General features: G+C 72.3%; 22 protein-coding genes and 1 tRNA gene. 14 read left to right on the top strand and 9 right to left on the bottom strand.

Going from position 1 to position 22,284, the window contains the following annotated elements; genetic code table 11:
* The first annotated feature begins 242 nt into the window (after window positions 1-242).
* Window positions 243-2,999: a penicillin acylase family protein gene (locus tag ACH4MY_RS20535; RefSeq protein ID WP_398004988.1), complete on the top strand. Its 2,757-nt coding sequence runs from the start codon at window positions 243-245 to the stop codon at window positions 2,997-2,999.
* On the opposite strand, the gene ACH4MY_RS20530 is transcribed toward ACH4MY_RS20535, so the two are convergent.
* A complete protein-coding gene (locus tag ACH4MY_RS20530) occupies window positions 3,000-3,593 on the bottom strand; it encodes a 5-formyltetrahydrofolate cyclo-ligase (protein WP_398004986.1) in 594 nt (197 codons plus the stop codon).
* A 104-nt stretch (window positions 3,594-3,697) separates the two neighbouring features.
* On the opposite strand from ACH4MY_RS20530, the gene galU reads away from it, so the two are divergent.
* The 7 genes from galU (at window position 3,698) to ACH4MY_RS20495 (ending at window position 9,091) form a co-directional block, all read left to right on the top strand.
* Window positions 3,698-4,609: a UTP--glucose-1-phosphate uridylyltransferase GalU gene (gene galU / locus ACH4MY_RS20525; protein ID WP_398004984.1), complete on the top strand. Its 912-nt coding sequence runs from the start codon at window positions 3,698-3,700 to the stop codon at window positions 4,607-4,609.
* Window positions 4,610-4,613: 4 nt separating this feature from the next.
* Window positions 4,614-5,993, top strand: coding sequence for a gephyrin-like molybdotransferase Glp (gene glp, locus ACH4MY_RS20520; RefSeq protein ID WP_398004982.1), 1,380 nt, complete (start codon window positions 4,614-4,616; stop codon window positions 5,991-5,993).
* 57 nt (window positions 5,994-6,050) lie between these two features.
* Window positions 6,051-6,536, top strand: a complete 486-nt coding sequence (moaC, locus tag ACH4MY_RS20515) for a cyclic pyranopterin monophosphate synthase MoaC (protein ID WP_398004980.1) — start codon at window positions 6,051-6,053, stop codon at window positions 6,534-6,536.
* A 98-nt stretch (window positions 6,537-6,634) separates the two neighbouring features.
* Window positions 6,635-7,153: a molybdenum cofactor biosynthesis protein B gene (locus ACH4MY_RS20510; RefSeq protein ID WP_398005305.1), complete on the top strand. Its 519-nt coding sequence runs from the start codon at window positions 6,635-6,637 to the stop codon at window positions 7,151-7,153.
* Window positions 7,150-7,761, top strand: a complete 612-nt coding sequence (locus ACH4MY_RS20505; protein ID WP_398004978.1) for a GNAT family N-acetyltransferase — start codon at window positions 7,150-7,152, stop codon at window positions 7,759-7,761. Before ACH4MY_RS20510 ends, ACH4MY_RS20505 begins: the two co-directional genes overlap by 4 nt.
* Before the next feature lie 137 nt (window positions 7,762-7,898).
* Entirely contained in the window at window positions 7,899-8,924 is a 1,026-nt protein-coding gene (gene glpR, locus ACH4MY_RS20500; RefSeq protein ID WP_398004976.1) for a gephyrin-like molybdotransferase receptor GlpR, read from the top strand.
* Window positions 8,925-9,017: 93 nt separating this feature from the next.
* A tRNA-Ala gene (locus ACH4MY_RS20495) sits at window positions 9,018-9,091 on the top strand.
* Between the two features lie 96 nt (window positions 9,092-9,187).
* Here the strand turns inward: ACH4MY_RS20495 and ACH4MY_RS20490 are convergent.
* Entirely contained in the window at window positions 9,188-9,667 is a 480-nt protein-coding gene (locus tag ACH4MY_RS20490; RefSeq protein ID WP_398004974.1) for a GNAT family N-acetyltransferase, read from the bottom strand.
* A gap of 50 nt (window positions 9,668-9,717) precedes the next feature.
* On the opposite strand from ACH4MY_RS20490, the gene ACH4MY_RS20485 reads away from it, so the two are divergent.
* Window positions 9,718-10,521, top strand: a complete 804-nt coding sequence (locus ACH4MY_RS20485; RefSeq protein WP_398004972.1) for an exodeoxyribonuclease III — start codon at window positions 9,718-9,720, stop codon at window positions 10,519-10,521.
* 69 nt (window positions 10,522-10,590) lie between these two features.
* Here the strand turns inward: ACH4MY_RS20485 and ACH4MY_RS20480 are convergent, their stop codons facing one another.
* From ACH4MY_RS20480 to ACH4MY_RS20460, 5 genes are all read right to left on the bottom strand, one after another.
* Entirely contained in the window at window positions 10,591-10,791 is a 201-nt protein-coding gene (locus tag ACH4MY_RS20480) for a hypothetical protein (RefSeq protein ID WP_398004970.1), read from the bottom strand.
* Window positions 10,791-10,985 (bottom strand): hypothetical protein, encoded by a 195-nt coding sequence (locus ACH4MY_RS20475; protein WP_398004968.1) that lies wholly within the window; start codon window positions 10,983-10,985, stop codon window positions 10,791-10,793. Before ACH4MY_RS20475 ends, ACH4MY_RS20480 begins: the two co-directional genes overlap by 1 nt.
* Window positions 10,986-11,053: 68 nt before the next feature.
* Window positions 11,054-11,668 carry a hypothetical protein gene (locus ACH4MY_RS20470; RefSeq protein ID WP_398004966.1) on the bottom strand — a complete coding sequence of 205 codons (615 nt, stop codon included), beginning with the start codon at window positions 11,666-11,668 and terminating at the stop codon, window positions 11,054-11,056.
* Window positions 11,669-11,671: 3 nt separating this feature from the next.
* A complete protein-coding gene (locus ACH4MY_RS20465) occupies window positions 11,672-12,286 on the bottom strand; it encodes a hypothetical protein (RefSeq protein WP_398004964.1) in 615 nt (204 codons plus the stop codon).
* Between the two features lie 123 nt (window positions 12,287-12,409).
* Window positions 12,410-13,036, bottom strand: coding sequence for a MerR family transcriptional regulator (locus tag ACH4MY_RS20460; RefSeq protein ID WP_398005304.1), 627 nt, complete (start codon window positions 13,034-13,036; stop codon window positions 12,410-12,412).
* A 203-nt stretch (window positions 13,037-13,239) separates the two neighbouring features.
* On the opposite strand from ACH4MY_RS20460, the gene ACH4MY_RS20455 reads away from it, so the two are divergent.
* From ACH4MY_RS20455 to ACH4MY_RS20440, 4 genes are all read left to right on the top strand, one after another.
* On the top strand, window positions 13,240-14,775 hold the full coding sequence (locus ACH4MY_RS20455; protein ID WP_398004962.1) for a flavin-containing monooxygenase: 1,536 nt from the start codon (window positions 13,240-13,242) through the stop codon (window positions 14,773-14,775).
* Window positions 14,772-15,677: an alpha/beta fold hydrolase gene (locus tag ACH4MY_RS20450; RefSeq protein ID WP_398004960.1), complete on the top strand. Its 906-nt coding sequence runs from the start codon at window positions 14,772-14,774 to the stop codon at window positions 15,675-15,677. Before ACH4MY_RS20455 ends, ACH4MY_RS20450 begins: the two co-directional genes overlap by 4 nt.
* Window positions 15,674-16,564 (top strand): SDR family oxidoreductase, encoded by an 891-nt coding sequence (locus ACH4MY_RS20445; protein WP_398004958.1) that lies wholly within the window; start codon window positions 15,674-15,676, stop codon window positions 16,562-16,564. Before ACH4MY_RS20450 ends, ACH4MY_RS20445 begins: the two co-directional genes overlap by 4 nt.
* A 157-nt stretch (window positions 16,565-16,721) precedes the next feature.
* Window positions 16,722-16,916 (top strand): hypothetical protein, encoded by a 195-nt coding sequence (locus ACH4MY_RS20440; RefSeq protein ID WP_398004956.1) that lies wholly within the window; start codon window positions 16,722-16,724, stop codon window positions 16,914-16,916.
* Window positions 16,917-16,992: 76 nt separating this feature from the next.
* Here ACH4MY_RS20440 and ACH4MY_RS20435 read toward each other — a convergent pair whose 3' ends face one another.
* Window positions 16,993-18,138, bottom strand: coding sequence for a hypothetical protein (locus ACH4MY_RS20435; protein ID WP_398004954.1), 1,146 nt, complete (start codon window positions 18,136-18,138; stop codon window positions 16,993-16,995).
* 110 nt (window positions 18,139-18,248) lie between these two features.
* Here ACH4MY_RS20435 and ACH4MY_RS20430 point away from each other — a divergent pair, with 110 nt between their 5' ends.
* Window positions 18,249-18,755, top strand: a complete 507-nt coding sequence (locus ACH4MY_RS20430) for a GNAT family N-acetyltransferase (protein ID WP_398004952.1) — start codon at window positions 18,249-18,251, stop codon at window positions 18,753-18,755.
* Window positions 18,756-18,842: 87 nt separating this feature from the next.
* On the opposite strand, the gene ACH4MY_RS20425 is transcribed toward ACH4MY_RS20430, so the two are convergent.
* On the bottom strand, window positions 18,843-22,160 hold the full coding sequence (locus ACH4MY_RS20425) for a S41 family peptidase (RefSeq protein ID WP_398004950.1): 3,318 nt from the start codon (window positions 22,158-22,160) through the stop codon (window positions 18,843-18,845).
* Between the last annotated feature and the right edge of the window lie 124 nt (window positions 22,161-22,284).

Genomic DNA, 22,284 nt, shown 5'->3' with positions numbered 1-22,284 from the left:
GTTCCTTCCCCTCACATGCGGCTGGATCGTTCTTCCAGCAGCCGTCACAGGCAGCTGGATCGTTCCTCCAGCGGCCGACACTTCGTTACCTTACCTAATCTTTAACGTTTTCTTGACGCCTTCTTTGCGTCTCCTCGCTCACCAGTACGGTTCTCTTCCTGACACCGCGTCCGGGCCGTCCGGACGCTGCGCCTAAGGTTGCTCCCGTACTCCAGGACCACCCTGCCCCTCGAAGGACAGCGATGCCCTCCAACACGACCGCGCCTCCCGCCAAGAAGAAAGGGCGGCGCGCCCGCCTGATCCTCCTCGTCCTGGTCCTCGCCCTGGTCGCGGGCGTCGGATACGGCGGGTACTGGGGTGTGAGCACCGTCCGGGCCTCGTTCCCGCAGACCGCGGGCGAGATCCGGCTCGACAGACTGTCCGGCACGGTCGACGTCAAACGCGACGCGAACGGCGTTCCGCAGATCTACGCGGACAACGAGTCGGACCTCTTCCGCGCCCAGGGCTACGTCCAGGCGCAGGACCGCTTCTACGAGATGGACGTCCGGCGGCACGTGACCGCGGGCCGGCTCTCCGAGATGTTCGGCGAGAGCCAGGTCGAGACCGACTCCTTCCTGCGCACGCTCGGCTGGCGCCGGGTCGCGCAGGAGGAGTACGACAAGGTCCTGTCGCCGGAGACGAAGAAGTACCTCCAGGCCTACGCGGAGGGCGTCAACGCCTATCTGAAGGACCGGGACCCCGCCGACATCTCCGTCGAGTACGCGGCCCTGGGCTTCACCAACGACTACGCGATCGAGCCGTGGACGCCGGTCGACTCGGTGGCCTGGCTCAAGGCGATGGCCTGGGACCTGCGCGGCAACATGCAGGACGAGATCGACCGCTCGCTGATGACGAGCCGGATGAGCGCGAGCCAGATCAAGCAGCTGTACCCGGACTACCCGTACGCGCTCCACCAGCCGATCGTCGACCGGGGCGCGGTCGACGAGTCCACCGGGAAGTTCGACCCGAAGGCCGAGGCCACCGAGGGCGACGGCGCGACCACCGGGGAGACCCCGGGCTCCGGCCCCGGCGGCACGGGTTCGTCCGGCTCCTCCGACTCCGGTACGCAGTCCCAGCTGGGCGCGCTCTCCGAGGTCCTGGACGGCATCCCCGCGCTCCTCGGCCCCAACGGCAACGGCATCGGCTCGAACTCCTGGGTCGTCTCCGGGCAGTACACGACCTCCGGCAAGCCGCTGCTCGCCAACGACCCGCACCTCGCGCCGCAGCTGCCGTCCCTCTGGTACCAGATGGGCCTGCACTGCCGCTCGGTCTCGGCGACCTGCCGTTTCGACGTCTCCGGCTACACCTTCTCCGGCATGCCCGGTGTGATCATCGGACACAACGACAAGATCGCCTGGGGTCTCACCAACCTCGGCGCCGACGTGACCGACCTCTACCTGGAGAAGATCGGCCCCGACGGCTACCTCGTCGACGGCAAGGTCGAGCCCTTCACGGTCCGCGACGAGATCATCAAGGTCGCCGGCGGCGACGACCGGAAGATCACCGTCCGATCCACCGACCACGGCCCGCTCGTCTCCGACCGCTCCTCCGAACTGGAGAAGGTCGGCCAGAAGGCCCCCGTCGGCAACGCCGCCCCCGACCGCGGCACCGGCTACGGCGTCTCCCTCCAGTGGACCGCGCTCCAGCCGGGCAGGTCGATGGACGCGATCTTCGCCCTCGACCGCGCCAAGAACTTCGAGCAGTTCCGGGCCGCCGCGAAGAACTTCGAGGTCCCGTCCCAGAACCTGATCTACGCCGACACCGAGGGCCACATCGGCTACCAGTCCCCCGGCAAGATCCCGCAGCGCACCAAGGGCGACGGCACCCTGCCCGCGCCCGGCTGGGACTCCTCGTACAAGTGGAAGGGCTACATCCCCTTCGAGCAGCTGCCGTACGAGTACGACCCCGAGCGCGGCTACATCGTCACCGCCAACCAGGCCGTGATCGACTCCAAGACCTACCCCGACCTGCTCACCAAGGACTGGGGCTACGGCTCGCGCAGCCAGCGGATCAACGACCTCATCGAGTCGAAGACCAAGGACGGCGGAAAGATCTCGCCGGACGACATGCGGACCATGCAGACGGACAACCGCAGCGAGATCGCGACGCTGCTCAACCCGCTCCTGCTGAAGATCGACATCTCCGACCCGTACGTCCGCGAGGCGCAGAAGCTGCTCGAGGGCTGGGACTACACCCAGGAGCCCGACTCGGCCGCCGCCGCCTACTTCAACGCGGTCTGGCGCAACGTCCTCAAGCTGTCCTTCGGCAACAAGCTGCCCAAGGAACTGCGCCCCGAGGGCGACTGCATCAACGTCCGCCCGGCCGACGCCACCGGCCCGGTCGACGAGCAGAACAAGCTCGTACGGGAATGCGGCCAGCGCGACCCCGAATCGGCGCAGCCGGACGGCGGCGACCGCTGGTACGAGGTGGTCCGCCCGCTCCTCAAGCAGGAGAAGAGCGAGTGGTGGGTCACCCCCGGCAACCGCACCGACCAGGCCACCGAGACCCGTGACCAGCTGCTCGCCCGCGCCATGAAGGACGCGCGCTGGGAGCTGACCGCCAAGCTCGGCAAGGACGTCTCCACCTGGAGCTGGGGCCGGCTGCACCAGCTGACCCTGAAGAACCAGACCCTCGGCACCGCCGGACCCGGCGTCGTGCAGCAGCTCCTCAACCGCGGCCCGTGGAACCTCGGCGGCGGCGAGGCGGCCGTCGACGCCACCGGCTGGAACGCGGCCGGCGGCTACGAGGTCATCTGGGTGCCGTCGATGCGGATGGTGGTCAACGTCGGCGACTGGGACAAGTCCCGGTGGATCAACCTGACCGGAGCCTCCGGGCACGCCTTCCACGCGAACTACACCGACCAGACGGACGCCTGGGCGAAGGGCGACCTGTACGACTGGGCCTACGGCAAGGCGGCGGTCGACGCGGCGACGAAGGACACGCTGACGCTGAAGCCCTGATCAGGGCGTGAAGCGGGTGACCCCCTCCGGGGTCACCACCGCGTGCACGGGGTGGTCGTGCGGTTCCTCCGGGACCCGGGCGACCACCTCGTCCGCGTACAGGAGCACCACGAGGGCCGGGTCGGTGCCCGCGCGCGCGAGCCGGGCGAGCACCCGGTCGTACGAGCCGCCGCCCCGGCCGAGCCGCATCCCGCGCCCGTCGACCGCGAGGCCCGGCAGCAGGACGGCGTCGGCGGTGCACACGGCCTCGGGGCCGAGCCGGGGCCCGACCGGTTCGAGGAGCCCCCGGCCGGCCTTCGCGAGCCGCTCCGGACCCTCGTACGCCGCCCAGTCCAGGTCGTTGTCGGGGAGCAGGACGGGGAGCAGGACCCGCACCCCGCGCGCGTGGAGGGCGTCGAGCAGGGCGCGCGTGCCCGGCTCGCGGCCCACCGACACATAGGCGGCGACCGTGGACGCCTCGGCGAGTTCGGCCAGTTCCAGTCCCCTGCGGGCGAGGGATTCGGCCGTGTGTGCCAGGGACTCGGCGCTCAGGGCGGCACGAGCGGCCAGAAGTCGACTGCGCAGCACGGTCTTTTCGGACATCTCCGGTGTCATGACGGTCCTCCGTGAATTCGCGAAACTCTCGTATCTGTCTTTATGCGGAGGAAGTTAATCGGAGTCACATCTTTCTCTCATTCCGAACGACTAAGGTGCACCGCATGAATCAGTCGCTCCCCAGCCTCGGCCGGATCAGCAAGGCTGTCATCCCGGCCGCCGGCCTCGGTACCCGCTTCCTCCCGGCGACCAAGGCGACGCCGAAGGAGATGCTGCCGGTCGTCGACAAGCCGGCCATCCAGTACGTCGTCGAGGAGGCCGTCGCGGCCGGACTCTCCGACGTCCTGATGATCACCGGCCGGAACAAGCGTCCCCTGGAGGACCACTTCGACCGGAACTACGAGCTGGAGGAGGCCCTGAGCCGGAAGGGCGACGCCGAACGCCTCTCCAAGGTCCAGGAGTCCAGCGACCTCGCCACCATGCACTACGTGCGCCAGGGCGCCCCGCGCGGCCTCGGCCACGCCGTGCTCTGCGCCGCCCCGCACGTCGGCGAGCAGCCCTTCGCGGTCCTCCTCGGCGACGACCTGATCGACCCCCGCGACCCGCTGCTCTCGCGGATGGTGGAGGTCCAGGAGCGGGAGGGCGGAAGCGTGATCGCCCTCATGGAGGTCGAACCCTCGCAGATCCACCTGTACGGCTGCGCCGCGGTCGAGGCGACCATCGACTCGGACGTCGTGAAGGTGACCGACCTGGTCGAGAAGCCGGACGCCGGCGAGGCGCCCAGCAACTACGCGATCATCGGCCGCTACGTGCTCGATCCGGCCGTCTTCGGGATGCTGCGGGAGACCGAGCCGGGCCGCGGCGGGGAGATCCAGCTGACCGACGCCCTGCAGAAACTCGCCTCCGACGAGAAGATCGGCGGCCCGGTGCACGGTGTCGTCTTCAAGGGGCGCCGCTATGACACCGGTGACCGCGGTGACTATCTGCGTGCCATTGTCAGACTCGCGTGCGAACGTGAAGATCTGGGACCGGACTTCCGGGCCTGGCTCCGGAGATACGTCAGCGAGGAGATGTAGCACCTTGAGCAGCAGCGCGGCACCGTCGCCGTCCCACGACGGGCACGACGACCACGAGCACGACCACGGCGACGAGCGGGGAGCCGCGGACCCCTGCGCGGGGCCCGCGCGCGGTCTGTGGTCCGTGGACGAGCACCTGGCCGACATCCTCGCCACGGTCGGCCCCCTCGAACCCATCGAGCTGCAACTCCTCGACGCGCAGGGCTGCGTCCTCGTCGAGGACGTGACGGTGCCGGTCGCGCTGCCCCCCTTCGACAACAGCTCCATGGACGGGTACGCGGTCCGGGTCGCCGATGTCGCCGGTGCCACCGAGGAGTTCCCCGCCGTCCTCACCGTCGTCGGTGACGTCGCGGCGGGCGCCGGCGGCCTGCCCGAGGTCGGCCCCGGCCAGGCCGCCCGGATCATGACCGGCGCCCCGCTGCCGCCCGGCGCCGAGGCCGTCGTCCCCGTCGAGTGGACCGACGGCGGTACGGGCGGCGGCGCGGCCACCGGCATGACCGCCGCGAGCGCCGCCCCCGAGGGAGCGGCCGGCGAGGTCCGGGTGCACCGTGCCGCCGAGGCCGGAGCGCACGTCCGCACCCGGGGCAGCGACGTCCGGGCCGGGGAGCTGGCCCTCGCGGCCGGCACGGTCCTCGGGCCGCCGCAGATCGGGCTGCTCGCCGCGATCGGGCGCGGCACGGTCCGGGTCCGGCCCCGCCCCCGGGTGGTCGTCATGTCCACCGGAAGCGAGCTGGTCCAGCCCGGCGAGCCGCTGGGCGAGGGCCAGATCCACGACTCCAACAGCTTCGCGCTCGCGGCGGCCGCGCGGGACGCCGGAGCCCTCGCCTACCGGGTGGGGGCCGTCGCCGACGACGCGGAGTCGCTGCGCGCCACCATCGAGGACCAGCTCATCCGGGCCGATCTGATCGTGACCACGGGCGGGGTGAGCGTCGGCGCGTACGACGTGGTGAAGGAGGCGCTGACCGCCGATGGTCAGGTCGACTTCCGCAAGCTGGCGATGCAGCCGGGCAAGCCGCAGGGCTTCGGCGCGGTCGGCGCCGAGCAGATCCCGCTGCTCGCGCTGCCGGGCAACCCGGTCTCCTCGTACGTCTCCTTCGAGCTGTTCGTCCGGCCGGCGATCCGGGCCCTGATGGGCGTCGAGGACCTGCACCGGCTCCGGGCGCGGGCGGAGCTGGTGGCCGACAAGGCGCTGTCGTCACCCGCCGGGCGCCGGCAGTACCTCCGGGGGACGTACGACCCGGAGGCGGGCACCGTCACCCCGGTGGGCGGTGCGGGTTCCCATCTGATCGCGGCCCTCGCGCACGCGGACTGCCTGCTCGTGGTCCCGGAGGAGACGGAGAGCGTGGAGCCGGGCGCCGTCCTGGAAGTGGTCCTCCTCGGCTGAGGGGGCGAGGGTGGGGGTACGGTGTCGTCCCACACAGCGACCGGGAGTGTCACGGCGATGAGCACGCAGCAAGGTCTCACCCACATCGACGAGGCGGGCGCTGCCCGCATGGTCGACGTATCGGCGAAGGACGTCACGTCCCGTACGGCGCGGGCCAGCGGGCGGGTTCTCGTCTCGCCGCGCGTGATCGAGCTGCTGCGCGGCGAGGGCGTCCCGAAGGGTGACGCGCTCGCCACCGCCCGGATCGCCGGGATCATGGGCGCCAAGAAGACCCCGGAGCTCATCCCGCTCTGCCATCCGCTGGCCGTGTCCGGAGTGACGCTGGACCTGGCGGTCACGGACGACGCGGTCGAGATCCTGGCGACGGTGAAGACCACGGACCGCACGGGCGTCGAGATGGAGGCCCTCACGGCGGTCTCGGTGGCGGCCCTGACGGTGGTCGACATGGTGAAGGCGGTCGACAAGGGCGCGGTCATCTCCGACGTACGGGTGGAGGAGAAGACGGGCGGGAAGTCGGGCCACTGGACGCGGAGCGGGTCGTGACGCGCGGGGGCCGGGTCTCGGGCGTGCACGAGCACGAGGAGCACGCGCACAAGGAGCACGCGCACGAGGGGCACGCGCACGAGGGGCACGCCCCGGCGGTGCTCGACGCGGGTGTCGGCGGTGCGCTCCCCGCCCCGTACGCCGCGCTCGTCGTCACCGCCTCGAACCGGGCGGCCGCCGGCGTCTACGAGGACAAGGGCGGCCCGCTGATCGTCGAGGGCCTGACCCGGATGGGCTTCGCCGTGGACGGCCCGCAGGTCGTCCCGGACGGGGCGCCGGTCGAGGCGGCCCTGCGGGCCGCGGTCGCCGCCGGGTACGACGCCGTCGTGACCACCGGCGGTACGGGCATCTCACCCACCGACGAGACGCCCGAGGTGACCCGGCGGGTCCTGGAGCGGGAGATCCCGGGCATCCCGGAGGCGATCCGGGCGTACGGCCGGGAGAAGGTGCCGACGGCGGCGCTCTCGCGGGGCCTCGCGGGAGTCGCGGGCGGCACGCTGATCGTGAACCTGCCCGGGTCCCCCGGCGGGGTACGGGACGGGCTCGCCGTCCTGGAGCCGATCCTCCGGCACGCCGTCGACCAGATCCGCGGCGGCGACCACCCGAGACCGTCGTGATCCCGTCCTGGCCGGTGGTCCTCGTCGACGGCGAGGTGCTGCTCCGTCCGATAAAGATGCGGGACCACGCGGCCTGGCGCGAGGTGAACCGGCGCAACCGCGAGTGGCTGCGGCCCTGGGAGGCGACGGTTCCGCCGGCGCCTCCGGGCGGGCCGGTGGCGCAGCGGCCGACGTACCGTCAGATGGTCCGCCATCTGCGGTCGGAGGCGAACGCGGGCCGGATGCTGCCGTTCGTGATCGAGTACCGGGGGCGGCTCGTCGGACAGTTGACGGTCGCCGGGATCACTTGGGGGTCGATGTGCTCCGGGCACGTGGGCTACTGGGTGGACAGCGAGGTGGCCGGGCGCGGGGTGATGCCGACGGCGGTCGCGCTCGCGGTCGACCACTGCTTCCGGGCGGTCGGGCTGCACCGGATGGAGGTGTGCATCCGTCCGGAGAACGGGCCTTCGCGGCGGGTCGTGGAGAAGCTGGGGTTCCGCGAGGAGGGGCTGCGGCCCCGCTACCTCCACATCGACGGCGCGTGGCGGGATCATCTGGTCTTCGCGCTGACGGCGGAGGAGGTGCCGGAGGGGCTGTTGCGCCGCTGGCATCAGGCAAGAATGAGATAAGTGTTCGAATTCAATCGCCAGTTGGCATGCAATCGATCTGACCAATCACAAAAAAGTTCAGTGATATCAGCCAGATCGTGCGACACACCGGGCCAATTGGCCGATGCCTTCCCGTGAACCCCTCTACCGTGTGAGGCGTGAGCAGCAGCGGCCTCATCTACGCAGTCATCGTCGGGGCCTGGGCCGCCTACTTGGTACCGATGTGGCTCCGCAGGCAGGACGAGCTGAACGAAGCCCGTCCGACGGAACGCTTCAGCACCGCCATCCGGCTGCTTTCCGGACGGGCGGGCATGGAGCGCCGGTACGCCAAGGAGCTCAAGGAACGGGACCGAGCGGCGGAGGGTCCGACGCCCGACGTGGACCCGGACGCGGAGACCGAGCATTTGAGCTCGGTCGACGTCCGGGCCTTCTCCGCGCCCGCGGCCAGGACGGAAGCGCGCCTGGAAGTCCCGGAACCCGAACCGGAACCGGCGCCGCATCCCGCGCCGGCCCGCCCCTCGGGTGCCGCCGCCGAGCGCGCCCGCCGGGGCAAGGTCCTCGCGCGGCGCCGACGTACCACGACGCTCCTCTTCGCCGGCTTCACCCTCGGCGCGGTCGTCGCGGCCGTCGGCGGGGTCACCTTCCTGTGGGTACCGGCCGTCCCGGCGCTGCTCCTCAGTGCGTACATCGTGCATCTGCGGGTCCAGGAACGCCGTCGCTTCGTCTATGTGATGGACCGGCGGCGCGCCGAGGCGGCGGCCGCCCGGCTGCGCGAGAGCCGGCGCCCGGCGCCCACGCCCGAACCGCAGCCCGACGCCGCATCGGCCCCCTCCCCGCAGGAGGCGGACCGGCGCGCCCTGGTCGAGCAGACCGACCACGCGGAGTGGGTCGACCAGCAGCGCGACCGCGGCCCGGCCCGCGGCGACAGCTGGGACCCGGTCCCGGTCCCGCTCCCCACGTACGTCACCGCCCCGGTCGCCCCGCGCGCCACGAGCGGCATCGACATCACGGACCCGGAGACCTGGAGCGCGGCCCGCTCCTCCACGGTGGCCGACCCGGCCCCCGCCCCGTCGCCGGCCCCCCGCCAGCGCACCGCCCAGCCCCGCCGCAACCGCGACCACGGCCGCACCCCGCTCTTCGACCAGTACGCGGACGACGACCGCCCCCGGGCGGCGAACGAATGACCCACCGGGGGCCCGTGACGGCCCCCGGCTGACCTGCGAGGGAATGGATTTTTGCCTGAGCCGGTCGGGATGCTAATGTTTCACACGTCGCAAGGGCCTGTGGCGCAGTCTGGTAGCGCACCTCGTTCGCATCGAGGGGGTCTGGGGTTCAAATCCCCACAGGTCCACAGACACCGAGAGTCCCGTCCGATCGCAAGATCGGGCGGGACTTTCGCTTTTCCGGGTCCTGGTGGGGGCGGCGCGGAGGCGCCCCCGGAGTGCTCTCAGGTCAGGGGCTTCGCGAAGCAGCGGCTGCTGGGGTAGTCGCGGTAGTGGCCGAACTTTACGCAGAGTTCGTAGCCGCTGGAGGTGTAGAGGGCTATCGCCTCCGGCTGGGCGATGCCCGTTTCCAGGACCATGCGGGTCCGGCCGGCCGTGCGGGCGTCGGATTCCAGGGCGGCCAGGATGCGGCGGGCCAGGCCGAGACCGCGGGCCTCGGGGATCACGTACATCCGCTTCAGCTCGGCGTCGCCGTCCGAGTAGCCCTCGTCGTTCTTGTCCTGGGTGCGCCAGCCGCCGGTGGCCACGGGCCTGCCCTCGGGGTCGTACGCGAGGAGGTAGAGGCCTCGGGGAGGGACGAACATCCCGGCGTCCAGCGGTGTGACATCGCCCTCGTCGTCGTAGCGGACGGCGTACTCAGCCTGCACCGCGTCGTTCAGTTCGACGGCGTCGGGGTGGTCATAGGGCGTGGGCTGGATGTTCATGCGGAGTATCGTACATGTATGCAGTGCCCCGGTGTCGGTATTCTCCCGGGATGCTCACTGTCACCAGCGTGAATGTCAACGGGCTCCGCGCCGCCGCCAAGAAGGGGTTCGTCGAGTGGCTGGGCGGGACCTCCGCCGATGCCGTCTGCCTGCAGGAGGTGCGCGCCGAGGAGGCGCAGCTGCCCGTGGAGGTGAAGGCGCCCGAGGGCTGGTTCACCGTCCACGCGCCCGCCGCCGCCAAGGGCCGCGCCGGAGTCTCCCTCTACACGCGCCGCGAGCCCGACCGGGTGCGCGTGGGCTTCGGATCGAGCGAGTTCGACGGCAGCGGCCGGTACGTCGAGGCCGACCTGCCCGGCGTGACCGTCGCCAGCCTCTACCTCCCCTCCGGCGAGGTCGGCACCGACCGCCAGGACGAGAAGTACCGGTTCATGGGCGAGTTCCTGCCGTACCTCAAGGAGCTCAGGATCCGGGCCGCCGCCGACGGGCGCGAGGTCGTCGTCTGCGGCGACTGGAACATCGCCCACCAGGAGGCCGACCTCAAGAACTGGAAGGCCAACAAGAAGAACGCCGGCTTCCTGCCCGAGGAGCGGGAGTGGCTGGGGCGGGTCCTCGACGAGGAGGACGGCGGGTACGTGGACGTCGTGCGCGCCCTCCACCCCGAGCAGGAGGGCCCGTACTCCTGGTGGTCCTACCGCGGGCGTGCCTTCGACAACGACAGCGGCTGGCGGATTGACCTCATTGTCAGTTCGCCTCGCCTGGCGGAGCGTGCGGTGAAGGCGTACGTGGAGCGGGCGGCGAGCCACGCGGAGCGGTGGAGCGATCACGCTCCCGTGACTGCCGTCTTCGACCTGTAGGGAGCGGCAGTGGAAAGCCCCGTCCGGCTGTGTTGTTCACCGTCGCCGGAGGGGCCGTCATAGGGGTTGCTACACGCGATGCACGCTGGCCGGCGGGACCAGCCGCTCACGACCCCCGCCCTTGGGTCGCAGGAAGGCCGTAGGGCTCTTCCGGCGCCTGCCTGGCAGTACGGCAGGGTCCTCGTAGTCCCGGATCACGTCACGCAGGGTGCCGACCCGCCCGGCGCCGTCCTTCACCGACTTGCCGATGTCCGCCCGGGTGACGACCATCAGTGCCCCTCGGGGTGGCGCCGCATGTAGACGTTGCAGTCGCTCACGGTCGTCCAGTCGCCCACGACCCGAGAGCGGTTCCGTACAGCAGCCAACTCGACGCAGCCGGCACACCCTTCGACCGGGGCGGGCTCCGGGTCCAGTTGCAGCGGCAGTTCAACCGGTGGGGTGCTGTATCGCGTGGGTTCGGTCATGGCGTGAGCGTGACCCACCCTCACGGACGTATCTCTCCCCGCACGGCGGACAGTTGAGACGTTCGGCGCTAGGGTCGAAGAAGGCCCAAAAGGGCATGGCGAGGGGGTTGACTTGAACGCTGCCCGGAGCCCTTTCGTCCGGTGCCTCCCGGCGCCGGTGGCGTCGGGGCGCCGGGCTCCGGGGCCGTCGTGGGCTCCGCCGTCAGGCCCAGTTCGCGGTACATCGGCAGCGGGCCGTAGAGCAGCACCACCGGCCGGTCGTCCACCCGCAGCAGGGTGTCCCCGCGCTCGGCGGTCGCGCCCGCCTCCGGGAGCCAGGTGACCGTGCCGGCCGCCTTGACCGGCAGCGGTATCTCGGGCCCGTACCCCAACGTGCCCTCGACCCTGCTCCGTTCGACGAGGGTCGTCCGGGTGACGGCGACCGCGGAACCCGCCCGGGGCGGGGCGGCGGTGCCCTCGTCCCCGCCGCCGCCGAGGCCCAGCGCGCCGACCACGGCGACCGCCGTGACCACCACGACGGCGGCCGCGACGAGGACGGTACGGCTCCGCCCGCGGCCGGGGGCGCGGCGTGGAGCCGTCCCCTCCCGCGTCGGCTCCGCCTCCGTCCCTCCGGCCGCCGGCTCACCGGCCGTGTCCCTGTCCGGCCCGCCGTCCGCGTCCCTGTCCGTGAACATGCCGCTCATCGCTCAGCCCTTGCCCGGGCCCTGCTCGACCGGGTCGCCGATGATCGGGGCGCAGGTGCGTGCGGCCCGCTTGGCGGCGGCCGTGGTCGAGTCCCACTGGACGTCCCCGTACACGTTGCCGTCGGGCTCGGGGTCGGGGAAGTCGGGTGCGCCGTTCTTCTGCATGCACTCGGCGTACGTGAACTGGGTCTTGATCTGTTCGGGGGTGAGCTTGGGCGCGAGCCTGCGCTCGATCTCCTTGGGGACCGGCGGACCGAGCGGCGCGCACTTCTGCGAGGCCTTGATGAAGGTCGGGTTCTTCTTGAGAGCCCCGGCGTCGCCGAGTTCGACCTGGCCGTTCGCGTCGGGGTCGGGGGCGTCGATGCCGTTCTCGCGCAGGCACTTCACCCAGGCGCGCCTGCCCTCGACGTACACGGCGACCTCGTCCTTGCCGGACCCGGTCCCGCCGGTGGCCGTCCCCGTGCCCGTACCGGCGGACGTACCGCCGGACGTGCCGGAGGTGCTCGCGTCACCGGCCGTGGGGATCCTCCCGCCCTCGTCGCCTCCGCCGCCGCAGCCGGTCAGCGCGAACGCCACGACCGAAGCCGCCGCGGCCAGCAGCACCCGCTTCGTCCTCATCGGTTCTCCCGTTCCTCGGTGGGTGGACCGACCGTAGGACCGAGGTGATGAAGAACTTTCGAAGAACCTGTCAGGCGATCATGAGGTCGGGGATCCGGGGGATCCGGGTCCTCCGTCCGGGCCTCAGGCGGGGCCTCCGGGGCGCAGGCGCCGGTCGAGTGCCATCGACAGTTCGGCCTCCACCACGCTCTTCGCGAGGGGGCGCAGCCGCCACAGGTCGTCCTCGGCGGCGTGGGTGCGCAGCAGGTCGGTGAAGAGTTCCGCGAGGGCGTCGGCGTGCTCGCGGACGCGGGCGCCCGCCTTGAGGACCTCGGCGAGCGGGACGCCCTCGCGGACGAGGGCGGCGGAGACGTCGAGCAGCCGGCGGCTGATGTGGATGATCTCCTCGCCGTCGGTGACGAGGTAGCCGAGGTCGAGGGCGGCGGCGAGATTCTCCGGGGTGACCTCGCCGGCGAAGTGGTCGGCGAGCTCCTCGGGGGTGAGGCGGACGGGCTCCTCCTCGCTGGGGGCGCCGAGGGCCAGGACCTCGCGGACGTTGCGCCCGCTCTCGAAGGCGGTGGTGAGGTCGGCGATGCCGTTGAGGGTGTGGCCGCGTTCCAGGAGGGCGGCGATGGTGCGCAGCCGGGCCAGGTGCTGTTCGTCGTACCAGGCGATGCGGCCCTCGCGGCGGGGCGGCGGGATCAGGCCGCGCTCGCGGTAGAAGCGGAGGGTGCGCACGGTGATGCCGGCGGCGGCCGCCAGTTCTTCCATGCGGTACTCGCGTACGCCCTCGGGGGTCACCGTGTCGGGTCCTGATCCTTCGTCTGATCCTTCTGCCACGCACGCCAGCCTATGTTGTACCGCCGGTAACTTTCCCTCGCCGTACCCCTACCGCTCGGTATGGAGCTGCTCTACAGTCCCGACTGTGCCAGTGATTGCTGGCGGGATTGGCCAGGCGCACGGGAGGCGGCGGCATGGCGAAGCACGAGCACGTACGGGTGGCGGTGATCGGATCGGGATTCGGTGGCCTCGGGGCGGCCGTCCGGCTGCGCCGCGAGGGAATCACCGACTTCGTGGTCCTGGAACGGGCCGACTCCGTGGGCGGCACATGGCGGGACAACAGCTACCCCGGCTGCGCCTGCGACGTCCCCTCCCACCTCTACTCCTTCTCCTTCGCGCCCAACCCCGACTGGCCGCGGACCTTCTCCGGACAGCGCCACATCCGCGCCTACCTGGAGCATGTCACGGACACCTTCGGGATCCGCCCCCACCTCCGGCTCGGCCACGAGGTGCGGCGGATGGAGTGGGACGCCGAGGCGCTCCGCTGGGAGATCGAGACCGGCCGGGGCAGCTTCAGCGCCGACGTCGTCGTCTCCGCCACCGGTCCGCTCTCCGACCCCAAGATCCCGGACATCCCGGGACTCGCCGACTTCCCCGGCAAGGTCTTCCACTCCGCCCGCTGGGACCACGACTACGACCTCACCGGCAAGCGCGTCGCCATGATCGGCACCGGCGCCTCCGCCATCCAGATCGTGCCCGCGATCCAGCCCCAGGTGGAGAAGCTCACCCTCTTCCAGCGCACGCCCCCCTGGGTCATGCGCCGCATGGACCGGGCCATCAGCGGCCCCGAGCGCTGGCTCCACCGCGCCGTGCCCGTCACCGGCACCCTGCGCCGCGGCCTCCTCTGGGGCATCCGCGAACTCCAGGTCGGCGCCTTCACCAAGCACCCGAACGAACTCGGACTCGTCGAGAAGCTCGCCAAGGCCAACATCGCCAAGGCCGTCAAGGACCCGGTGCTCCGCGCCAAGCTGACACCCTCGTACCGCATCGGCTGCAAGCGCATCCTGCTCTCCAGCACCTACTACCCGGCCGTCGCCCGGCCCAACGTCGACGTCGTCGCCTCCGGTCTGCGCGAGGTGCGCGGCTCGACCCTGGTCGCCGCCGACGGCACAGAGACCGAGGTCGACGCGATCGTCTTCGGCACCGGCTTCCACGTCACCGACATGCCGATCGCCGAGCGGGTCGTCGGCGCCGAGGGTCGGACCCTCGCCGAGACCTGGAAGGGCGGCATGGAGGCCCTGCGCGGCGCCACCGCCGCCGGCTTCCCCAACTTCATGACCGTCATCGGCCCCAACACCGGCCTCGGGAACTCCTCGATGATCCTGATGATCGAGTCCCAGCTGAACTACATGGCCGACTACCTGCGCCAGCTCCACGTGCTCGGCGGGCGCGCCGCCCTCGCCGTCCGGCCCTCCGCCGTCGGCGCCTGGAACCGCAAGGTCCAGGCCCGGATGGAGCGGACCGTCTGGAAGGCGGGCGGCTGCGAGAGCTGGTACCTCGACGCCAACGGCCGCAACACCACGCTGTGGCCGGGCACGACGGGCGAGTTCCGGCGCGAGACCCGGCAGGTCGACCTCTCCGAGTACGAGGTCATCCGCGCACCCAAGCCCGCGAAGCCCGCCGCCGCGAAGACCCGCGGCACGTCCCGGAAGACGGAGGCCGCCCAGTGAACCGGCACCTGACCTCGCTGCCCTCCTCCCGCGAACTCACCGCCGTCTCCGCCGACGGCGCCCCGATCCACGTCGAGGTGTACGGCCCCGAGGGCGCGCCCGCCGTCGTCCTCGCCCACGGCTGGACCTGCTCCATCGCCTTCTGGGCCGAGCAGATACGGGCCCTCGCCGCCGACCACCGCGTCATCGCCTACGACCAGCGCGGCCACGGCCGGTCCCCGGCCCCCGCCGGACCCTCCGGATACGCCACCCGGGCCCTCGCCGACGACCTCGAAGCGGTCCTCGCGACCACCCTCGCCCCCGGCGAGAAGGCCGTCCTCGCCGGGCACTCCATGGGCGGCATGACCCTCATGGCGGCCGCCGACCGACCCGGCTTCCGGGAGCACGCCGCCGCCGCGCTGCTCTGCTCCACCGGCCCCTCGCGGCTGACCGCCGAGGCCACCGTCGTACCCGGCCGGCCCAGCGACCGGCGCACCCGGCTGACCCGGGGCGTCCTCGGGGCGAAGGCCCCGCTCGGACCGGTCAACGCCGTCTCCAGGAAGATCCTCAAGTACGCGACCATGGGCCCCGGTTCGGCGCCCGAACGGGTCGACGCCTGTGCCCGGATCGTGCACGCCTGCCCGCGCGGGGCACGCGTCGGCTGGTCCGGGGTCCTCTCCGAGCTCGACCTGGAAGCGGGAGTCCGGGCGCTCGACCTGCCCGTCGCCGTCGTCGTCGGCACCGCCGACCGGCTCACCCCGCCCGTCCACTCCCGCGCCATGGCCGAGGCGCTCCCGCAGTGTGTGGGACTCCTCGAACTGGCGGGTATGGGACATATGACGCCGGTCGAGGCCCCCGAGGCCGTCACCGCGCGGATCCGTGAACTGACCGACACGTACCTGGAAGTGAAGGAGAAGGCATGAGCCGGGTGAGCCTGGAAGGACAGGTCGCGGTCGTCACCGGAGGCGCCCGCGGCGTCGGGGAGCTCCTCGCCCGCAAGCTCTCCGCGCGCGGCGCGAAGATCGCGCTCGTCGGCCTGGAGCCGGAGCAGCTCAAGGAGGTCGCCGGCCGGCTGCACACCGAGGCCGACTGGTGGCACGCCGATGTCACCGACCACGAGGCGATGGCCAAGGTCGCGGCCGAGGTGAAGGAGCGGTTCGGGAAGGTCGACATCGTCGTCGCCAACGCCGGTGTCGCGGCGGGAGGTCCGTTCGCCGAGTCCGACCCGGCCGCCTGGCGGCGGGTCATCGAGGTGAACCTGATCGGCGGCGCGGTGACGGGACGGGCGTTCCTGCCGGTCCTCATGGAGTCGCGGGGGTACTTCCTCCAGATCGCCTCGCTCGCCGCCCTGACCCCCGCCCCGATGATGACGGCGTACTGCGCGTCCAAGTCGGGCGTCGAGGCCTTCGCGCACAGCCTGCGCGCCGAGGTCGCGTACAAGGGCGTCAAGGTCGGCGTCGGCTACCTGTCCTGGACCGACACGGACATGGTGCGGGGCGCCGACCAGGACGACGTCATGCGGGAGCTGCGCTCGCGGCTGCCGTGGCCGGCGAACCGCACGTACCCCCTCGGCCCGGCCGTCGACCGGATCGTCGCGGGCATCGAGCGGCGCTCCCCGCATGTGTACGCGCAGTGGTGGCTGCGCGGGATGCAGTCGGTCCGGGGCTATCTGCCCGGGATGATCGCGACCGTCGGGCAGCGCGAGATGAGGCGCTTCGAGCCGCGGCTCGGCTCGGTGTCCAAGGGACTCGTGGGCGCGGGCGGCGCGGCGGACGAGGAGGCCCGGTCGGGGGGTTCCGCGGCGCGGTGACGTGAGGTTCCACGGCGCGCAGAGGGGAGGTTCCGCGGCGCGGTAGCGGAGCGTATCCGATCGAAATGCGTGGAATGTTCGCCCGTGCGAGGCTGGTCGAGGCCGGCGGGGCACACCGCCCCCGGCCCCCTCTCACCCTTCCTAGGAGTGAACTTCCATGGGCATGGCAGACCAGTTCAAGGACAAGTCGGAGCAGCTGAAGCAGCAGGCCAAGCAGGCCAAGCAGGCCGCGGGCAAGGCGAGGGACGAGGCGTCCGAGCGCGCCTCCCAGGGCCGGGGCCGCTCCGAGGACGAGACGCGCAGGGCCGAGCCGGAGGCCCAGGACCGTCTCGACCGGGACTACGACGCCTGAAGCGTCCGTCCTTCGCATGCTGTGTCGAGGAGGCGCACCCGGTTGACCGGGTGCGCCTCCGCCTGCGTCCGCGCGCTCATGCCCGTACGACCCTCATCCCGTCCTCCTCCAGGGCGTGGACCGTCACCTCGAAGAGGTCGTACGGCTCGCCGTCCGGGGACAGCACCCGGGAGAGGTGGGTGCGGGCGACGTCGGAGTCCCGCCAGGTCAGGGTGGACGGGGCGGTGAAGCCGAAGCCGCCGCCCAGGCAGTCGTGGAGTGCCTGGAGGCATCCGCCGAAGTAGCCGCCGGGCCCGTTCACGGCCTCGCCGAGCGCGAGCCAGAGGCTCGGCACGTCGGTGACGTGCCGCCCGTCGAGCTCGTACGCGGTCCCCGCCGGCCGGTCCCCGACCGAGCGGTGACAGGCCCGCTCCCGCACGAGGTCGTGCCAGGCCCCCCGCCGCCGGGTGTCGAGCCCGGCCCAGGCGTTCGACTCGGCCGGCGGACCGGCGAGCCAGCGCTCCCAGACCGGGCGGGCGAACTCGGGTACGGGGTCGACGAAGGAGCCGTCGAGCTCCACGTCGAGCAGGCCGGGGCCGAGGGCGGAGGGGCGCCACGCGGTGACGACGGCCCACAGCAGCCGGCTGGTCAGGGGCGCGCCGTGCGCGTCCCGGAGTTCCAGGACGGCCTTCTCCAGCTTCAGAGCCCTCCGGGTCCCGGTCGTGAGCGCCCGCCGCAGCTCCTCGCTCGGCGCGAGGCCGCGCAGGACGAGCGGAGGCGCGGCCGACGGTGCGGGCAGGACGGCGGCGAACTCCCGGCACGAGCCCAGCCATCGGGCCCCGTCGTGGATCCGTACGGCGCCGCGGTGGCTCTCGGGCGGGCCCTCGCAGTCGTCCTCCCCGACGAGGACGAGACTCCCCGCCGCCGTCCGCGGGCGGAGGGCCTCGGCGTCCGCGAGGCGCCAGGCGTCGAGCGTCTCGTCCTCGGGGACCAGCCAGAGGGTGCTGCCGAGCCACTCCGGGGTCGAGGCCGCGGCAGGTGCCGAGGCGGGGGACGGGGCCGGTGCCGCGGCCCCGGCCCCGGTCGGTTCCGGGGTCCAGCCGAACAGCTCGTACATCCCGCGCGAGGGCTCGCCGAAGAGGCCCTCCACCTCGGCGAAGTCGCCCCAGACGTGGTCGTCCTCCTCCCTGACCAGGGAGAAGGGCGCGGCGACCGGACGACGGTCCGTGGGGGCGTGCGACACGTACGCGTTCCTTCCGGGGATCCGGCGCACGGTGCGCCACACCGGGTCAGACGCTCGATGGACCGAAAAGTTGTACGTGTCCGGCGGCGGATCTTCGTACGGTGGCGACCATGGCCGTACTTGAGCGCTTGCGATCCGATCACGCCACCGCCCTGCTCGCCTTCGAGCGGGAGAACCGGGCGTACTTCGCCGCGTCCGTGCCCGACCGGGGCGACGCGTACTTCACCGACTTCGAGGAGCGGCACCGGGCGCTGCTCGACGAGCAGGAGACCGGGACGATCCACTTCCACGTGCTCGTGGGGGAGGGCGGGGAGATCCTCGGGCGGTTCAACCTGGTCGACGTCGCCGACGGGGCCGCCGAGCTGGGCTACCGGGTGGCCGAGAAGGCGACCGGGCGGGGCGTGGCGACGGCCGGGGTGCGGGAGGTGTGCCGGCTGGCGCGCGAGGAGTACGCGCTGAGCCGGCTGACCGCCGTCACGACCCTCGACAACGACGGGTCGAGGGCCGTGCTCGGGCGGGTCGGTTTCGGGGCGGTCGGGAGCGTGACGCTCGACGGGGCGGCGGGGACGTCCTACGAGCTGGACCTGGCCGACAGCCTCGGCCGAACCGCCGCGTAGCGCCTCCGGCGGGGTGCGGCTCGCCGGCTGCGGTTCGCGGCCCACGGGCATCGGCCCGCGGGCCGACGCCCGCCGGCCCGTTCCCGGTCAGTCGGGTTCGTTCCCGTTCTCCTTCGTTTCCCTCGGCGGCAGCTTCGGGCGTGAGCGGTTCGGGAGGCCCTCGTAGCCCGGGGGGCTCGCCGCCGGGGTTTCCGCGAGCAGGGCGAGGGCGACGTGGACGGCGTCGTCGAGCTGGGCGTGCCGGCCCTCGGCCCAGTCGAGGGGGGTGCGCAGGATCGCGAGGTCCGGTTCGACGCCGTGGTTCTCCAGGGACCAGCCGTACTCGGGGAACCAGGCCGCGTTCATCGGGACCGTGATCTGGGTGCCGTCGCCGAGCCGGTGGCGGCCGGTCATGCCGACGACTCCGCCCCAGGTGCGCTGGCCGACGACGGGTCCCAGGCCGAGGAGTTTGAACGCGGCGGTGATCATGTCGCCGTCGGAGGAGGTGGCCTCGTCGGCGAGGGCGACGACGGGGCCGCGCGGGGCGTTGGAGGCGTAGGCGACGGGCTGGGCGTTGCGGGTGAGGTCCCAGCCGAGGATCTTGCGGGTGAGTTTCTCTATGACGAGCTCGCTGATGTTGCCGCCGGCGTTGCCGCGTACGTCGACGATGAGGGCCGGCCGGGAGACCTCCATGCGCAGGTCGCGGTTGAACTGGGCCCAGCCGGAGCCGCCCATGTCGGGGATGTGGAGGTACCCGCAGCGGCCGCCGCTGATCTCCCGTACGACCGCCCGGCGTTTGGCGACCCAGTCCTGGTAGCGCAGCGGCCGGTCGTCGACGAGCGGGACGACGGCGACGCGGCGGGCCCGGCCCTCGCCCTCGGCGGGGGTGAAGGTGAGTTCGACGGTGGTGCCGCCGGTGCCGGAGAGCAGCGGGTACGGGCCGGCGACCGTGTCCACGGGGCGGCCGTCGACATGGGTGAGGACGGCGCCCTCGCGGATGCCGGTGCCGGCGAGCGGGGAGCGGGCCTTGGAGTCGGAGGACTCGCCGGGCAGGATGCGCTTCACGGTCCAGCCGGCCTCGCGGGGGACGAGGTTCGCGCCGAGGAGGCCCATCGGCCGCTGGTAGTGCGGCGGTCCCTCGTTGCGGCGGGCGGGGGTGACGTACGCGTGGGAGGTGCCCAGTTCGCCCATCACCTCCCGGAGCAGGTCGGCGAACTCGTCGGGGGATGCGACCCGTTCGACGAGTGGCCGGTACTGGTCGAGGACCGCCGTCCAGTCGACCCCGCCCATGCCCGGCTCCCAGAAGTAGGCGCGGACGATCCGGCCGGCCTCGTCGAAGGCCTGCCGCCACTCGGCGCCCGGGTCGACGTCGTGGAGGATGCGCCGCAGGTCCAGGTAGACGGTGGAGTCGCCGTCCCCGGACTCGGTGGCGGGCACGGCCCGCAGTTCGCCCTCGTCGGCGACGACGAGCCGGGTGCCGTCGCCGCTGACCGCGAACCAGTCGAGGTCCTTGGCGAGTTCGCTCTTGCGGGCCTTGGTGATGGAGAAGTATTCGAGGGTGGGGCGGCCCGAGGTGTCGGCCGGGTTGGCGAAGGTCTCGCCGAGCGCGCCCGAGATGGGCCAGCGCAGCCAGACCAGGCCGCCGCCGCTGACCGGGTGCAGGGCGGAGTACTTGGAGGCGCTGACGGGGAAGGGGGTGACCCGGTCGGGGAGTCCCTCGATCTCGACGGTGACCGTGCCGTCGGCGGCCTCGGTGTCGTCGTCGGCGGGGTCGAGTCCGCCGGCCGCCGGCCGTCCGTCGGGGAGCAGCGCGAAGGGGGAGGGCGTGGCGGAGGAGAGCGGTACGAGGTAGGGGCGGCAGCCGAGCGGGAAGGACAGGTCGCCGGTGTGCACGTCGTACACCGGGTCGAAGCCCCGCCAGGAGAGGAAGGCGAGGTAGCGGCCGTCCCGGGTGAAGACGGGGTTCTCGTCCTCGAAGCGGCCGTTGGTGACGTCGACGACGGTCCGGGCGCCGGGGCCGGAGATCCGGGCCATCTTGATGGAGCGCAGGGAGCGGCCGATGCCGGGGTGGGACCAGGTGAGCCAGGCGCCGTCGGGGGAGAAGGCGAGGTCGCGGACGGGTCCGTTGACGGACCGGATGAGTTCGGTGACCTCGCCGTTGGAGTCCTCGGTCGCGTCGAGGAGGAGGAGCCGGCCGTCGTGGGAGGCGATGGCGAGCCGCTCGCCGTCGGGGTCGGCGACGAGTTCCTCGACCCGGCCGAGGTCGCCGGAGGCGAGGCGGCGGGGCGGCCGGTCGCCGCTGGCGCGCGGCAGGTAGGCGACCTCGACGGCGTCCTCGCCCTCGGCGTCGGTGACGTAGGCGACCTGGCCGCCGCTGCCGAGCATCTCGGGGAGCCTGACCCGGACGCCGGGGGAGTCGATGATGGTGCGGGCGGGGCCGTCGCGGTGGGTCAGCCAGTACAGGCTGCCGCGTACGGAGACGGCGCTGGCGCGGCCGGTCTCGTCGACGGAGACCGCGTCGACGTGGTGGGCGGCGGGCACCTGGTAGGAGCGCCGGCCGACGCGCTGGCCGCCGAGCCGCACCTCCAGTTTCCGGGGGCGGGAGCCGGGGGCGAGGGTGTCGACGACCCACAGGTCGCCGGCGCACTGGTAGACGACCCGGCGTCCGTCGCTGGAGGCGTGCCGGGCGTAGAACTCGTCGTGGTCGGTGTGCCGGAGCAGGTCGGTGCCGTCGGGCAGGCAGGAGTAGAGGTTGCCGATGCCCTCGTGGTCGGAGAGGAAGGCGATCCGGCCGTCGACGGCCATGGGGCAGTCGAGGTGGCCGCCGATGTCGGGCAGCAGCCGTTCGCCGTGCAGCCAGAGCCGGCCGGTGGCGCCGCCGAGGTAGCGCTTCCACGCGGCGGGTTCGTGCGGCGGTTTTCCGGTGAGGAGGAGGGTGCGGCGTTCGCCCTCGTTCGCGCAGCCGTCCTCGGTGACGGCGATGTCGGAGACCGGGCCCCAGGGCAGGCGGCTGCCGGGGGAGCCGTCGGTGTGCACGGTGTAGGCCCAGGAGTAGTAGGAGAAGGGCTGTCCGTGCGAGGAGACGGCGAGGATGTCGGAGCGGCCGTCCTTGTCGGGGGGTGTCCAGCCGCAGACCCGGGTGTCGGTGGAGCCCCAGTGGGTGAGCCGGCGGGCGGCTCCTCCGTCGATGGGGACGAGATGGATCTCGGGGTCGAGGCTGCGCCAGTTCGTGTACGCGATGTGGCGCCCGTCCGGCGAGAAGCGCGGGTGGCCGACCCGTGTCCGGTCGACGGTGAGGCGCCAGGCCCGGCCGGGGCGGTGGCCCTCGGGGACGAGCGGGGCGATCCACAGATCGTCCTCGGCGGCGAAGCACAGCAGGTCGTCGTGGAGGTGCGGAAAACGGAGATACGCGACGTCGTCACTCACCTCCTCATGCTTTCCGCGTGGAGGGGGTGTGGCAACTCGTACGTGTTTGCGGGCGTCTTCGTACAGGTGACGGCTCCGGTGTGGCCCAGGACACGTACGAAACGGTTTCGTTTCGCTGGGGGCG

The sequence above is a fragment of the Streptomyces sp. NPDC017246 genome, assembly GCF_044331325.1.
Taxonomy (GTDB): domain Bacteria; phylum Actinomycetota; class Actinomycetes; order Streptomycetales; family Streptomycetaceae; genus Streptomyces.
This window is presented reverse-complemented; position numbering and strand designations above follow the sequence as displayed.